General features: G+C 67.2%; 18 protein-coding genes. 8 read left to right on the forward strand and 10 right to left on the reverse strand.

Translation table 11 applies throughout. The features are described from left to right. Positions 1-19 precede the first annotated feature (19 nt). Positions 20-1,333, reverse strand: coding sequence for a solute carrier family 23 protein (locus BN118_RS04105; protein WP_003809610.1), 1,314 nt, complete (start codon positions 1,331-1,333; stop codon positions 20-22). Positions 1,334-1,466: 133 nt separating this feature from the next. On the opposite strand from BN118_RS04105, the gene BN118_RS04110 reads away from it, so the two are divergent. Both BN118_RS04110 and BN118_RS04115 read left to right on the forward strand, forming a co-directional pair. Continuing rightward, entirely contained in the window at positions 1,467-1,784 is a 318-nt protein-coding gene (locus BN118_RS04110; protein ID WP_004568205.1) for a hypothetical protein, read from the forward strand. A 100-nt stretch (positions 1,785-1,884) separates the two neighbouring features. Further along, the gene (locus BN118_RS04115) at positions 1,885-3,207 is read left to right on the forward strand and encodes an ABC transporter substrate-binding protein (RefSeq protein ID WP_010930835.1); all 1,323 of its coding nucleotides are present in this window, start codon (positions 1,885-1,887) and stop codon (positions 3,205-3,207) included. Here the strand turns inward: BN118_RS04115 and BN118_RS04120 are convergent. Then, entirely contained in the window at positions 3,204-4,154 is a 951-nt protein-coding gene (locus BN118_RS04120; protein ID WP_005013747.1) for an IS481-like element IS481 family transposase, read from the reverse strand. The genes BN118_RS04115 and BN118_RS04120 overlap by 4 nt on opposite strands. Positions 4,155-4,171: 17 nt before the next feature. On the opposite strand from BN118_RS04120, the gene BN118_RS20095 reads away from it, so the two are divergent. Together BN118_RS20095 and BN118_RS04125 are read left to right on the forward strand one after the other, a co-directional pair. Next, entirely contained in the window at positions 4,172-4,315 is a 144-nt protein-coding gene (locus BN118_RS20095) for a hypothetical protein (protein ID WP_157988137.1), read from the forward strand. A gap of 182 nt (positions 4,316-4,497) precedes the next feature. After that, complete coding sequence (locus tag BN118_RS04125) at positions 4,498-4,953, forward strand: CesT family type III secretion system chaperone (RefSeq protein ID WP_010930833.1); 456 nt, start codon at positions 4,498-4,500, stop codon at positions 4,951-4,953. A 35-nt stretch (positions 4,954-4,988) separates the two neighbouring features. On the opposite strand, the gene bscF is transcribed toward BN118_RS04125, so the two are convergent. From bscF to bopN, 8 genes are read right to left on the reverse strand one after another with little or no spacing between them, the layout of a single operon-like run. After that, positions 4,989-5,255 (reverse strand): type III secretion system protein BscF, encoded by a 267-nt coding sequence (gene bscF / locus BN118_RS04130; RefSeq protein WP_003809869.1) that lies wholly within the window; start codon positions 5,253-5,255, stop codon positions 4,989-4,991. After that, positions 5,245-5,544 carry a type III secretion system protein BscE gene (gene bscE / locus BN118_RS04135; RefSeq protein WP_003820040.1) on the reverse strand — a complete coding sequence of 100 codons (300 nt, stop codon included), beginning with the start codon at positions 5,542-5,544 and terminating at the stop codon, positions 5,245-5,247. Before bscE ends, bscF begins: the two co-directional genes overlap by 11 nt. 40 nt (positions 5,545-5,584) lie before the next feature. Next, on the reverse strand, positions 5,585-6,865 hold the full coding sequence (bscD, locus tag BN118_RS04140) for a SctD family type III secretion system inner membrane ring subunit BscD (RefSeq protein ID WP_010930832.1): 1,281 nt from the start codon (positions 6,863-6,865) through the stop codon (positions 5,585-5,587). Further along, positions 6,862-8,961: a SctV family type III secretion system export apparatus subunit BcrD gene (bcrD, locus tag BN118_RS04145; protein ID WP_014905547.1), complete on the reverse strand. Its 2,100-nt coding sequence runs from the start codon at positions 8,959-8,961 to the stop codon at positions 6,862-6,864. Before bcrD ends, bscD begins: the two co-directional genes overlap by 4 nt. Further along, on the reverse strand, positions 8,958-9,326 hold the full coding sequence (locus BN118_RS04150; protein WP_010930830.1) for a tetratricopeptide repeat protein: 369 nt from the start codon (positions 9,324-9,326) through the stop codon (positions 8,958-8,960). The genes bcrD and BN118_RS04150 overlap by 4 nt, the downstream gene beginning before the upstream one ends. Beyond that, a complete protein-coding gene (gene sctX / locus BN118_RS04155) occupies positions 9,323-9,733 on the reverse strand; it encodes a type III secretion apparatus assembly protein SctX (RefSeq protein ID WP_010930829.1) in 411 nt (136 codons plus the stop codon). The genes BN118_RS04150 and sctX overlap by 4 nt, the downstream gene beginning before the upstream one ends. A 4-nt stretch (positions 9,734-9,737) precedes the next feature. Further along, the gene (sycN, locus tag BN118_RS04160) at positions 9,738-10,115 is read right to left on the reverse strand and encodes a type III secretion chaperone SycN (RefSeq protein ID WP_010930828.1); all 378 of its coding nucleotides are present in this window, start codon (positions 10,113-10,115) and stop codon (positions 9,738-9,740) included. After that, positions 10,112-11,209: a SctW family type III secretion system gatekeeper subunit BopN gene (gene bopN / locus BN118_RS04165; RefSeq protein WP_014905548.1), complete on the reverse strand. Its 1,098-nt coding sequence runs from the start codon at positions 11,207-11,209 to the stop codon at positions 10,112-10,114. The genes sycN and bopN overlap by 4 nt, the downstream gene beginning before the upstream one ends. A 163-nt stretch (positions 11,210-11,372) precedes the next feature. Here bopN and bsp22 point away from each other — a divergent pair, with 163 nt between their 5' ends. Genes bsp22 through sctB form a run of 4 tightly spaced genes read left to right on the forward strand, consistent with a single transcriptional unit; the run spans position 11,373 to position 13,777 of the window. Continuing rightward, positions 11,373-11,990 (forward strand): type III secretion system needle tip complex Bsp22, encoded by a 618-nt coding sequence (bsp22, locus tag BN118_RS04170; RefSeq protein WP_003820049.1) that lies wholly within the window; start codon positions 11,373-11,375, stop codon positions 11,988-11,990. A gap of 21 nt (positions 11,991-12,011) precedes the next feature. Beyond that, positions 12,012-12,287, forward strand: a complete 276-nt coding sequence (gene btc22 / locus BN118_RS04175) for a type III secretion system chaperone Btc22 (RefSeq protein WP_010930826.1) — start codon at positions 12,012-12,014, stop codon at positions 12,285-12,287. A 15-nt stretch (positions 12,288-12,302) separates the two neighbouring features. Beyond that, on the forward strand, positions 12,303-12,788 hold the full coding sequence (bcrH1, locus tag BN118_RS04180) for a SycD/LcrH family type III secretion system chaperone BcrH1 (RefSeq protein WP_004568102.1): 486 nt from the start codon (positions 12,303-12,305) through the stop codon (positions 12,786-12,788). A gap of 47 nt (positions 12,789-12,835) precedes the next feature. Next, positions 12,836-13,777, forward strand: coding sequence for a type III secretion system translocon subunit SctB (gene sctB / locus BN118_RS04185; protein ID WP_010930825.1), 942 nt, complete (start codon positions 12,836-12,838; stop codon positions 13,775-13,777). Positions 13,778-13,795: the final 18 nt, after the last annotated feature.

The following is a 13,795-nucleotide window of genomic DNA, read 5'->3' on the forward strand; positions in this document are numbered from 1 at the left end:
GTGCCGGGTTGGCGCGCCGTCAGCGGCGACGCGCCAGGCCCAGCAGGGCGTACAGGATGATGGCGCCGAACGTGGCGGTGCCGATGCCGTTCATCGAGAAATCGCCCAGCTTGACGCTGAAGTCGCCCGCCCCCAGCACCAGGGTCACGGCGGCCACGATCAGATTGCGGTTGTCGCTGAAATCGACCTGGTTGACCACCCAGATGCGCGCGCCGGCGATGGCGATCAGGCCGAACACCACGACCGACATGCCCCCCAGCACGGGGCCGGGGATGGTCTGGATCAGCGCGCCGAACTTGGGCGAGAACCCCAGCACCAGCGCGATCACGGCCGCCACCACGAACACCAGCGTGGAATAGATGCGCGTCACGGCCATCACGCCGATATTCTCGGCGTAGGTGGTCACCCCGGTGCCGCCGACGGCGCCGGAAACCATGGTCGCCACGCCGTCGCCCACGAAGGCGCGGCCCACGTAGCGGTCCAGGTCCTGTCCGGTCATGGCGGCGACCGCCTTCACGTGGCCCAGGTTCTCGGCCACCAGGATGATGGCCACCGGCACGATCAGGCCCATGGCCTGCGGCTCGAACACCGGCGCGGCGAAGCTGGGCAGGCCGAACCACGGCGCGGCGGCCACCTTGGCGAAGTCCATGGGCGCGCCCAGCCCCAGGCCGTTGGCGCAGACCGCGTAGATGACGCAGGCCAGCACCAGGCCGACCAGGATCAGCAGCCGCTGCACCATGCCGCGCGTGTAGACGGCGATGCCGCCCACGCACAGGATGGTCATCAACGCCATGCTGGCCTCGAAGCCGGACGAACCCATGGCGCCCTTGGCGGCGATCGGGGCCAGGTTCAGGCCGATCACCGCCACCACCGCGCCCGTGACGACCGGCGGCATCATGGCCTCGATCCAGCGCGCCCCGTTGCCGCGCGCGCTGGCCGCCCATACGACCAGGCCGATCAGCGCGTACACCAGGCCACAGGCGATGATCGCGCCGAGCGCCACGCCGATATTGGCGTTGGCGCCGGGCGCCACATAGCCGGTGACCGCCACCACCCCGCCGATGAAGGCGAAGCTGGAGCCCAGGTAGCTGGGCACCCGGCCGCCGACGAACAGGAAGAAGATCAGCGTGCCGATGCCGGACATGAGGATCGCCACATTGGGGTCGAAACCCATCAGCAGCGGCGCCAGCACGGTGGAACCGAACATGGCGACCACGTGCTGGGCCCCCATGGCGATGTTCTTGGGCCAGGACAGGCGTTCGTCGGGCGCGATGACCGCGCCCGGCACGGTGTCGTCGGCCAGCCGCCAGCGCGGGAAATAGGTATTGGACATAGGTATGCGTGGAAGTTGAAGGGATGGGCGGCGCAAGTGTAAGGGGGGTCGGAAGCGCGCAGCAATATGTTTAAGTTCGTCCGCGCGCCTGCCGTATTAAGGACTAACCCTAATCCACGCGGACGCCGCCACCATGACCGTCAGTTCCGTTTCATCGCGCATCTCCGCCGGCGCGTTCGACCAGTACGCCAGGCAGTTGCGCGACCGGGCCGCCGCCAGCGGCGCAAAGGACGAGGCCGGCAGCCCCGCGGCCGAGGCCTTGCAGGCCCTGCAGCGCCAGCTGGCGGCCATCATGCGCCAGATGCGCCAGGTGCGCGAAAGCAACGCCACCGCCGAGCAGCAGGCCCGGCAGCTGCAGGACCTGAACCGCCAGGCCTTCGCCATCCAGGGGCAGATCCAGAAGCTGCTGGAAGAGCAATTGCGCCTGGCGCAGCGGCTGGCGGCGCGCTGAAGCCGGCCGCGCCGTTGATGGCGCGCATCAAAATTTCTGATTGGACTCGGGGGAACACGGGCATTAAGGTCTTGCCACAACTCAAAAAAGGAGGAGACCCATGCAAGCGTTGCGCCCAGTCCTCGCAGCGGCCATCATGGCTGCCTGCGCGCCGGCCCTGGCCGGCACGGTAACGGTCATCACGTCTTTCCCCAAGGACCTGACCCAGGCCTACAAGGCGGCCTTCGAGAAGGCCCATCCGGACATCAAGCTGGAGATCCTCAACAAGAACACCGTGTCGGGCATCGCCTTCGTGCGCGAAACCCCGGCCGGCCAGCGTCCGGAAGTCTTCTGGGCCAGCGCCCCCGACGCCTTCGAGGTGCTGGGCCGCGACAAGCTGCTGGCCAAGGCGCCGGACGTGGCCAACCCGGCCGTGCCCGACAAGATCGGCAGCTACCCGATCAACGACCCCTCGGGCATGTACATGGGCCAGGCGCTGGCCGGCTACGGCATCATCTACAACACGCGCTACATCAAGGCCAACAAGCTGCCCGCGCCGGTCGAATGGAAGGACCTGCTGGCGCCGCACTGGTTCGGCCACGTCGGCATCACCGCGCCGTCGCGCTCGGGCACCATGCACCTGACGGTGGAAACGATCCTGCAAGGCGAAGGCTGGAATGACGGCTGGGGCACCCTGCTGCGCATGTCGGGCAACGCCAGCGCGGTCACCGAGCGTTCCTTCGGCGTGCCCGACAGCGTGAACAACGGCCAGTTCGGCGCCGGTCCGGTGATCGACTTCTTCGGCCTGTCGAGCAAGTACTCCAAGTTCCCGGTCGATTTCGTCTATCCGTCCGAGACCGCCATCGTGCCGGCCAACATCGCGCTCATCGAAGGCGCGAAGAACACCGAGGAAGGCAAGCAGTTCATCGCCTTCACGCTCAGCCAGGCCGGCCAGGAACTGCTGCTCGAACCGAAGATCTCGCGCCTGCCGGTGCTGCCGTACGCGGCGCTGGCCGGCAAGATCCCGCCGGGCTATCCCGACCCGGCCGAGATCGCCAAGCGCAGCAAGGTGCACTTCGACGCCGACCTGTCGCAGGCGCGCTACTACGTGGTCCAGAGCCTGTTCGACCAGACCATCACCTTCCGGCTCAAGGACCTGCAAGCCGCCACCAAGGCCATCTACGACGCCGAAGCCAAGCTGGGCGAACGCGCCGGGCAAGGCAAGGCGGCCGAGCTGCTGGCGCAGGCGCGCCAGCTGGCCTGGACGCCGCTGGTCGACGCCGAGCGCGCCGCCGACCCGGCGTTCCTCAAGCTGTTCGCCGGCAACAAGAAGGACGCCGCGGTCAACCAGCAGATCACGCAGCTCGAAGGCGAGTGGAACGGCAAGGCCCGCGCCAACTACGAGCAAGCGCAAAAGCTGGCGCGCGAGGCGGCCGCGCTCTAGGTGTGAACTGTCAATAGGTTGTATTCGTCCAGGTTGAGTCTGGAGATGGGTACAGCGCGCCCGATGCCTTGGTGGGGTCGATGCCAGTTGTAGTGGTGTAGCCAGGATTTCATGGCATCGGCTCGGTGTTGGGAGTTCTGGTAGGTGTGAGCGTAAGCCCACTCACGCAAGGCCGACTGGATGAAGCGTTCGGCCTTGCCATTGGTCTGTGGGCGGTAAGGTCGGGTAAAGCGGTGCTTGATGCCCAGCTCATGGCACAGCGCGGCGAAGGCGCGGCTGCGAAAGGCCGAGCCATTGTCGGTGAGCAAGCGCTGGATGGTCACGCCCAGGCGCTGGTAGTAGGCCACTGCGTCCTTGAGGAACTGGACGGCGCTGGGGAAGCGCTCGTCGGGGTGGATGTCGGTGAAGGCCACGCGGGCGTGGTCATCGATGGCCACGAAGACGAAGTCCCAGCCGGCCCCCTCAACGGTATCGCGTCGGTTGCCCGTGACCCGGTGGCCAGGGCGCTGGATACGTCCCAGCTTCTTGATGTCGATGTGCAGCAGATCGCCGGGGGCCTGATGCTCGTAGCGCACCACCGGCTCGGCCGGCTCCAGGTCGGCCAGGTGCGACAGACCGGCGCGGGCCAGGACGCGGCTGACGGTGCTGGCTGACACGCCCAGCGCCTGGGCGATGCGCGCTTGGGTCAGCCGCTTGCGGCGCAGCTCCACGATAGCCAGCGCCTTGGCCGGCGCAATCGCTCGGGGCGAGACCGTCGGGCGCGAGGACGCATCGGCCAAGCCCGCCTGGCCCTGAGCCAGGAAGCGGCCCAGCCATTTGCGCACAGTCGGCGCGGTGACCCCATAGGCGCGGGCCGCTTCAGGCACACAAACTTGATGGGCGATCAATTGCTGGACCATTTCGAGTCGACGTAGGAAGGTCAATCGGGCATGCTTATGGGTGTTCATCCGGCCGGGCTCCTTGAGTGAACTGGGGGGTTGGCGATTTCCAGTTTCTCAAATCCGGTTCGGATGAACCATGCATACAACCTATTGAATCTTCACAACTAGCGCGCGTGGCGCGGAAAGACCAGCAGGTCGGCCGTCACCGGTTCCCTGTTGTCGAATAACAGGTAATGCGTGGCGTCCGGATATTCGCCATGGCGCGCGCCGGATCCGCATGCCCTTGGCGGGGTCCTGCGGCCGGACGTCCGAAAACCGGGATATTCCGAGAAGCAATCGGCTGGCGCCTTCCAGACTGTGCGCATACCATTGCCCTCTTTTGCCACGCATTTCGAGCGTATGGTTTCCCTTGCGCCCGACGCAGGCTCGCCTCGCCATGACCGACACGGCATACCACCAACTCATCGCCGATTTCGGCCGCCTCATCGGCATCGACTCGCTCAACCCCGGTGCCGGCGGCCTGTGTCAGTTGATTTTCGAACCGTGCGCACCGGTCTTCATCGCACCGGTGCACGCCCGGACGGAAATCATGATTTCCTGCGTGCTGGGCACGGCGGACGCGGCCAACCCGGCAAGCATGGCCCGAGCCAACTTCATGCAGGCCGGCAGCGGCGTCGTGGCCTGCATCGGCGGCGATGGGTTGTTCTATCTGCAGCAGGCCATACCCCTGTCGCGCGCCACGCCCGCAATCCTGCTCGATCACTGTGAGCGTCTGCTGCAGGAAGCCTCGCGCTGGCGCGTCGGCGACCACGACGGCTGCGCCACCTCGGCCCCGAATATCGCCGCGCTGACGCGCGGCGTCTAGGTCGGCGGCGACTGCCGGGCGCCGCCGCGGCAGGCTCAACTCGCCTTCTGTATGACGCCCTTGAGCGAATCCGCGACCTGCTTGACCACCGTGCTCTGTAGATCGATCATCACGACCCACGATTGCATTTCCTGTTGCACGATCAGCAGGTCGGACGTGCTGACCGCGCCGTCTCCGCGCGCGCTGAGCGCCTCCAGGCGGCTGCGCAGGTCGCGTTCGTGAGCGTTCAGCCGCGTATTGACCGCCTGGTTGACGCTCTGCATGGTCACTCGGCCTGCGTCGCCTCCCAGGTTAATGGCCATGCTTGTCTCCTTCGGCGCATTGTTCATTGCTCAGGCGCGTCAAGACTGACGCCGGAGGGTTGTCCGGCCCGGTCGGGCGCTGCAGCAATACCTGCCGGGCCGCGGTGGCGGCCGCCAGCGCGTCGCGCCATACGGGATAGGTGTCGCGCCCCACGCCATCGTGCAGGCGGACGCGCAAACGTGTCTCCAGTTCGCCAAGCTGCGACAGCAAGGTGTCGCGCAAGGCGGAACCGCCCGGCGATGCCAGGCGCACTTCCAGTTCGGTCAGGGCTAGAACAGATGTACTCATATGATGTTGCAGACGAGGGTTGACGGCTACCGAGGCGATTTCATCGCGTCACGATGACCGGTTCGGGACCATCGAAGACCAGGCGGCCGGATTCGATGGCGGTAAGGCGATACTGGTCCCGCAGTCCGCCCACCAGGAGGCGGCTGCCATCGGCCAGCATCAGGTACGGTTGCGGGCCGCTCACGACACTGCGTATCTCGAACGGCACGTGATCCCGCGTCGCGCGCGCGGCGGTGGCCGGCAGCCGGACGACGTCGTAGTTGCGCTGGTTGAACGCGGCCACCAGCTCGCGCAGGCGCGCCATGCGGCCTGCCGCCAATCCGCCGGGATCTGCGTCCAGGCGGTCGGCGTGCCAGCTGAGCTTGACGCCGTCGAGGCGTTCGTCGGCCAGCTGGGCCGCGAACTGGGCCGAGACCTCGTCGGCCAGGCGTACATCGCGACCGAGGATCGTCATGCCCGGCAGGCGCATGCGCACCGCATGCAGCGCCGCGGCGCGTTCGTGCGCATCGCTGGCGATGCCCGAGATCGCCAGGCGGCCATTGCCGTACGGGCGCGCCATGTAGCGCACCCCGAATGTCGCCAGGACATCGCAGGCCAGGGCCCTGGCCTCGTCCTGCCTGCTTACCTGCATGGCAGGCCGTGGCGCAAGTTGCGCCAACGCCCTGGCGACCCGAGCGAATTCCGTCTCGTCGTGCACCCATCCGGTCACGGTGAGCACGCCGCCACGGCCGTAGGCCGCTTGTAATTGCTCGGTAAGGCCCAGGCTGTCGATGAGCGCCGCGGCGCGGACCAGCGGCGCGGTGGGCGTTGGGGGCGGCGCGGCCGGCGGCGTGGCGGGTGTGGTCACGGAAACCAGCGCCGTGGCCAGGCCGACCAGCAGGACGGCCGCGGCCGCGCCCAGCGCCAGCCAGGGCCGTCCTGCACGTCGGCGCGGCATGAGGGCAGCGACGGACGGCGGGCTTGTCGAGCCAGGGACGTCGTGCAAGGCTGTGTCGCTGCCGTCCGGGCCGCACGGCTCCGGCGGCGCGGGCCACGGCGCGGAAGGGGCGGCCACGGTGATCCAGGCGGCTCCCAGCTCTACGGGTTCGTTGAAGGCCGCGGGCGGACACGGCGCCTGGGCGTCCAGGCCGGGCGTCACGGCGCCGGCCAACCGCCAGCCGGACTGGTCGATCTCCAGCCATCCCGCCACTTCGGGCATGTCCTCGCCGGTCAGGACGATATCGCAATGCGGATTGGCGCCCACGCGCGCGCCATGCACGGCCGGGCAGCGCGCCATGCACTGTGCGCCTGAAAGCACGCGGAATTCCAGCGCCGTCGTCATAGATCCACCCTGCCCAGGGGCTGTACATTGATCTCCGGCGTCAGTTCCTGGTAGGACAGCACCGGCAGGGCGTAGAGATCGGCTTCTATCATCTTGCGCGTGTAGCGCCGGATGTCCATCGACGTCAGCAAGACGGGACGGCTCGCGCCGGCGGCCAGATCGCCGACACATTGACGGATGTGCTCGACCAGCCGGCGTGTCGTGTCCGGATCGAGGGCGAGATAACTGCCGGCGGCGGTCTGCCGGATGGCGGCGCGCACGGTTTCCTCGACCTTGGGGGCCAGCAGGTAGGCGGGCAGGATATTGTGGCCGCTGGTGTACTTGTGGCTGATATAGCGCTTGAGTGCGATTCGGACATACTCCGTAAGCAGGACGGTATCCTTTTCCTTCTGGCCCCATTCGACCAGCGCTTCCAGGACGGCGCGCAGGTTGCGTATCGACACTTCTTCGGAAACAAGGCGCTGCAGGATTTCGGCAATCTTCTGCACCGGCATGACGCGCAGGCACTCCTTGACCAGATCGGGAAATCGTTCTTCCATGGCCGAAAGCAGAAACCGGGTTTCCTGGATGCCGATGAAATCGGTTGAATATTTTTTCAATACATATGCCAAGTGCCAAGTCAGGATCTGGCTGATACCCAGGTAAGGAATACCTGCATCGCGCAAGGCGCCGGTCAGACTGGCCGCAACCCAGATCGTGGGCGTATCGGGCAGAAAGGCCGCGCCCGTTTCGTATGCGATCCGCAGGGCCTGCAGGTTCTGCTCGGTGTCCCGCACCAGCACGGCATCGTCGCGCAACATTCCTTGCGCCACCGGGATCTCCGACAGCACGATGGTGTAGGTATTGGCGGCCAGCGCTTCGGTGAAGCGCAACTGGATGCCGGGAAACGGCACGCCCAGGTCGAAATAGAGCGCCCGCCGGATCTGCAGCAGATCGTCGGTGAGGGTGGCCGGCTCGAACCGGGGCTGCAGCCGCGCGGCTACGTCGATGATCAGCGGGACGGTGGGGGCGAATTCCGCCTGCCCATCCGCCGGCGCGCGGGTGCGGGGCTGGCCGTCGGCAGCCATGCCGGCGAGCGCGGGCTCGGCGCCTTCGGGCGGACGCTGGGATGCGCGCAGCAGTACGAAACCGATGGTGCCCACCGCGGCGGCCAGGGCGAAGAAGACCAGCGTGGGCATGCCGGGAATGAGGCCCAGGCCTGCCGAGATCGCGCCGGCAATGACCAGGGCGCGAGGCTGCGCCAGCACTTGTGCGCCGATGTCGGTGCCTACGTTGGAGGGGCCATCCCCGGTCTGCACCCGCGTCACGATGATTCCGGCGCAGATGGCGATGAACAGCGCCGGGATCTGCGCGATGAGCCCGTCGCCTATGGTCAGGATGGCATATGTCTGCACGGCCTCGCCGGCGCTCAGGCCGCGCTGCAGCACGCCGACCAGCATGCCGCCAAGCAGGTTGACGGCAACGATGATCAGGCCGGCGATGGCATCGCCCTTGACGAACTTCATCGCGCCGTCCATGGCGCCATACAGTTGGCTTTCCTTCTCGACCGTACGGCGTCGGCGTCGGGCTTCGTCCATGTCTATGGTGCCCGCGCGCAAGTCCGCGTCGATGGACATCTGCTTGCCGGGCATGGCGTCCAGCGAGAAGCGCGCGGCGACTTCGGCCACCCGCTCCGCGCCTTTGGTGATGACCACGAACTGCACGATCGTGAGGATGAGGAAAACCACCAGGCCGACGATCAGGTTGCCGCCCACCACGAAGTTGCCGAAGGTCTCGATGATGTGGCCGGCATCGCCTTGCAGCAGGATCAGCCGCGTGGTCGCGATGGAGATGCCCAGCCGGAACAGCGTGGTGACCAGCAGGACCGAAGGGAACGAGGAAAACGCCAGGGGCGAAGGCAGGTACATCGCGACCATCAGCAGGACTGCCGACAGCGTCATGTTCGCACCGATCAGCACGTCGACCAGCGTTGTGGGCAACGGCAGGATCATCATGAAGACGATCGCCACGATGAGCACGGCCAGTACGATGTCGTTGCGGCTGGTGGCCAGCGCCACCGCGCGTTGCAGGCGGCGAATGGATTTCTTGCTCGTCATGGCGGGGTCGCGCTCGCGCAAGACGCCGCCCGTAGCGCCATATAGTCACGCATGGCCTGGCGGGCGTCGTCGGGTCGGTTCAGCGCCTGCATGGCCTGCGCCCGGACCAGATGGCCGGCGGCATCGGGTGTGGCGCGCAGTGCGCGCTTGTCCAGCGTGACCAAGGCCATGCGCGGTTCGCCCTGGTGCAGATAGCCCAGCGCCAGGGCCAGCAGGGACTGGCTGTCGATCGCGTCCAGGGCATCCAGGGCCGCCAGCAGGGCAACCGTCTTGCTCCATTGGCGCTGCAACTGGTAGTGGTGCGCAAGCAATTGCAGAAGTTCGCGTACCTGAAGGCTGGGCGAGGGTAGGGTATGCGGCATCATCCCTGGTAGAGCGCGCTGCGATACATGGCAGCCAGGTCGCGCAGCTTTCCGGCCTCGTTGAGTACGTGCAAGGCGCGGCTTAAGGCTGGCGCGGTGTTGCCGGCATGCAGTTCCATGGCCCGGGACAGTTCGTCGCGCGCCTGGGCCAGGGCGCGCTCGAACTGCGCGGGCTGGAATAATGCGCCATCCGTCAGGCGAGGCCGCGCCGACTCGTCGAGCATCGCGCTCAGGTCCGGGCGTACGAGCAGGGCTTTCAGATGATCGACCGCGCCGGTGGCGGGCGGTTCGAGCCAGCGCTCGGGTGGCAGGGTGGGGGCGGGCTCGCAGCGGGGACCGCGCACGATGTGGTCGACGCCGCGCTCCAGGCCGAGGTGCATGGCATGCATGCCGGGTACGGCGCTGGACATGGCGTCACGCCTCCAGGCGGTCGAGCCAGTTCGTCAGGCCCAGCACCGCCAGGCGCAACGCCGCTGCGTCGAGCGAGCGTTCGGGCAGTCGTGTCTGCGCGACGATCCAGTCCTCGCTGCCCTCCGACCAGAGTGACGTCTGGATGGATGCGGCGCTTCCGCGCTGCCCATGGGCCCGTTTCCATGCCGCCAGCAACACGGAGGCGGCGTCGCGCTCGACCCGCTGGGCCAGGTGGACCAGGGCCGCGCCGGCGACGCATTCGACGCCCAGGCGGCGCCCGTTGGACAGCGCCAGCGACGCCGATCCGGACGGCCCGAATGCCAGGCCCTCGATGCCGATATCCTGGCCGAACTGATGCAGCGCCCTATCGGCAGTATTCATGCGTTCTCCATTGCTATCGCGTTGTCCAGCGTGTCCTGCGCGGCCGCCAGGACGGTGGCGCGCACGTCCATGTCGGCGTAGATCTGCGTGGGCAGGTCTTTGAGAATCTGGCGTACGCCACCGAGGAATGCGATGCGCTCGGAGAGGGCATTCGCGCCGTGGCGCTCGGCCAGCTTCTCGAAGCGCGCGGGCGCAATCCATTTGTCCTCGCTGATTCCCACAAGATCGCGCATCAGGCCCTGGGCGTCCGCACACTCCTGCGAGCCTGCGTTGCCCAACCGTTGTTTCAGGGCATTGCATTCCTCCAGTACCGTGGCGGCCACCTCGACTTGATAGAGATCGCTCGCCAACACTTGCAGCCTGACGCCGTCCGTCGACGGTGTCGCCGCGGCCAGGTCGTGTCCCAGCGCCTGAATCAGCGCGCCCAGCGCGCCGTGGATGTCGTCGTTCCCATAGCGTTCCAGCACCAGGTCCAGCGTGCGCGCCAACGACAGCTGGCCCAGGGCGATGTCGCGGTACGCGTGCTGGAAGCCGGCCAGCTCGTCAGCGGAACGCGCGAATGCGCCGGCCGTGGGCAGGGTGTTGATGCCGGCGCGGATTTCGGGGCCATGGGCGAGCTCCAGGTCGGCCAATGCATCGCGCAGGGCTTCGAGCGCGTGCGGCGCGGCGTCCTCGTGCTCGCCGCGCTGCAGCGCGTGCTGCAGCGCGAGGTATTGCTGCGTGACACCGGGAAACGCTTGCGCGGCCAGCTGCATGGGGGCGCCCCGGCCGCGCAGCAGCTCGGCGGTCAGGGCTTCCAGTTTTGCCTGCGCGTCGGGGTCGTGGGTGTGGGAAAACAGTTCCGCAAGCTGCGCCGCGTCCAGCCAGAGCATCGGACGTTCGGCCGTGACCTTGCGTTCGGAGTGATGCTTTTCCTCGGCAGCCTGCGCCATGTGCAGGCTGAGCTCCTCGGCCGCGTCCGCCAGCGATATGCCGGTGGGCGCCGGTGCGATGCGCTGGCCTTGCAGCCAGCCGGAGGAGGTGTTGGCCGAGGCGTCGTGGCGCCCCTGCATGGCGGCGTGGAAGGGATTGGGGGCGGCATCGATACGAGTCATGGGGAGTCCTCGGAGAAGGAACCATTTGCCTACTGGTGCAGTGAGTGTCGCGCGCGCGGTCATGGTTCCCGGAAACGGGCGCGATATTGGGCAATTCGCAGCCTGGAACTTGCCGCGGGCGCAGGGTTACTCAGCATGCGTCTTTCAACTCGAAGGAGCTCTCATGAGCATTGATCTCGGAGTTTCACTCACGTCGCAGGCCGGCGGCCTGCAAGGCATCGACCTCAAGAGCATGGATATCCAGACTCTCATGGTGTATGTGCAGGGTCGTCGCGCCGAACTCCTCACGGCTCAAATGCAGACCCAGGCCGAAGTGGTGCAGAAGGCCAATGAACGCATGGCGCAGCTCAACGAGGTCCTGTCCGCGCTGTCCCGGGCCAAGGCCGAGTTTCCGCCCAATCCGAAGCCGGGCGACACCATCCCGGGCTGGGACAGCCAGAAGATCAGCCGGATCGAGGTTCCTCTCAATGATGCGCTGCGTGCCGCCGGCCTGACGGGCATGTTCGAAGCGCGCGATGGCCGGGTGACCGGCCCCGACGGCCGGGGTACGCAGGTCGTGAACGGCACGGGCGTCATGGCCGGTTCCACGACCTATAAGGAACTCGAAAGTGCCTACACCACCGTAAAGGGGATGCTGGATACGGCGTCCAATACGCAACAGATGGACATGATCAGGCTGCAGGCCGCCAGCAACAAGCGCAACGAGGCTTTCGAGGTCATGACCAACACCGAGAAGCGGCGCAGCGACTTGAACAGCTCCATCACCAGCAACATGCGCTAAGCGCTGCACAAGGAGTATTCCATGCAGGAGCAAGGCATCCAATCCATCATGCGCGCCGCGGAAGAGCTGGTCGAGCAGACCCGCCAGGCGTTGTACAGCGTCGACGAGATCTACGCCCACGTTGGCGTCGACCCCGCCCGCCTGCGCAATCTGGCGGTCGAGCAGGCCAGGATAGAGGCCGAGGCCCAGGCGGCGTTCCGTGATGACCTCGCGGACATCGAGCGCGAGGCGGCGCGCGTCAAGGCGGCCTGCACCGATGCGCCGCAGGCCCGCAGGGTGCTTCACAACCACGTCTGAGCGCGGAGGCCTTCCATGCCAAAGTCAGCCGACCAGGGCGGCTCCCCGGCGTCAGCTTCGCATGAGGCGTTGCGCCATATTCTCGACGCAGGCGCTTCGATGGGGGGCTTGCAGGGGTTGGACGAGGCGCAGCAGCAGGCGTTGTACGCGATCGGTCATGGCGCCTACGAACAGGGGCGCTATGCCGACGCGTTGAAAATGTTCTGCCTGCTGGTCGCGTGCGATCCGCTGGAAGCCCGTTATCTGCTGGCCCTGGGCGCCGCGGCCCAGGAGCTGGGGCTGTACGAGCATGCCTTGCAGCAATACGCGGCCGCGGCGGCTTTGCAGTTGGACTCCCCCAGGCCCCTGTTGCATGGCGCCGAGTGCCTGTATGCGTTGGGTCGTCGCCGCGACGCCCTGGATACGCTCGACATGGTGCTTGAGTTGTGCGGCTCGCCGGAGCGTGCGGCCCTGCGCGAACGGGCCGAGTTGCTGCGCAGGAGCTATGCACGTGCCGACTGAAACGGCGCCATGTCCGCCGTCAAGATTTCAATTCGAGGAGGTTCGATATGTCTGTTTCTCCGACTTCGCCCGGCTCTTTCGGGGCCGGCCCTGTCTTTGACTCCGAATTGCAGGCCCCGGCCCCGTCGGCGCAGCGTCGCGGCGGTGCGGCGCCTGTGCCGCCGCCCGTCGATCGGCGCGGCGTCGAGCCGGGAGATCCCACGCTGGGCATGCTGCCCGCGCCAGATTTGCTCGCGGGGGGCGCCGTCAGCCGCACCCGCGCGGCGCTCGACGATCTGGACGCCGCACGGCTCGGTGAAGACATCTACGCCTTGATGGCGGTGTTGCAACAGGCCAGTCAGCAGATGCGGGACGCCGCCCGTATCGCTCGTGATGCCGAGGCTACGCGGCAAACGCAGGCTCTCGGCGATGCGGCCAGCCAGATGCGCCAGGCGGCGAGCGAGCGCATGGCCGGAGCGATCGTGGCGGGCGCCATGCAGATAGCGGGTGGTTTCGTGCAGCTGGGGGCGGGCCTGGCAGCGGGTTTGCAGGCCATGGGTGGCGCTGCTGCGCAAGCCAAGGGCGCCGCATTCTCCGAGCAGGCCTCGACAAGCCGCAAGGTGGCGGCCGGCTTGCACGATGCCCCCGAGCTGCAGGCAACGGTGCAGGCCCGCGCAACCCAGCTCGAAGCGCAAGCGGCCTCGTTTGGTGCGGACGCGGCTCGTTCGTCGGCAAAGTCGCAGCGCGTATCGAGCGTTGCCCAGGCCGGCGCCGCAGCGGCCGGCGGTATCGGCGGCCTGACCAGCGCCGCCCAGGAACGCCGCGCCGCCGAGCACGAGGCCAGGCGCGCGGAGCTGGACGTCGAAGCGAAGGTGCATGAAACGGCCTCGCGGCGGGCCGACGAAGCCATGCAGCAGATGCTCGACATCATCCGCGGCATCAGGGAAAAGCTGGCCGGGATGGAGCAGTCCCGCAGCGAGACCGCCCGTAGCGTGGCCCGCAATATCTGAGTGTCCGGCTCCAACCTT

This window comes from Bordetella pertussis 18323, assembly GCF_000306945.1.
Taxonomy (GTDB): Bacteria; Pseudomonadota; Gammaproteobacteria; order Burkholderiales; family Burkholderiaceae_B; genus Bordetella; species Bordetella pertussis.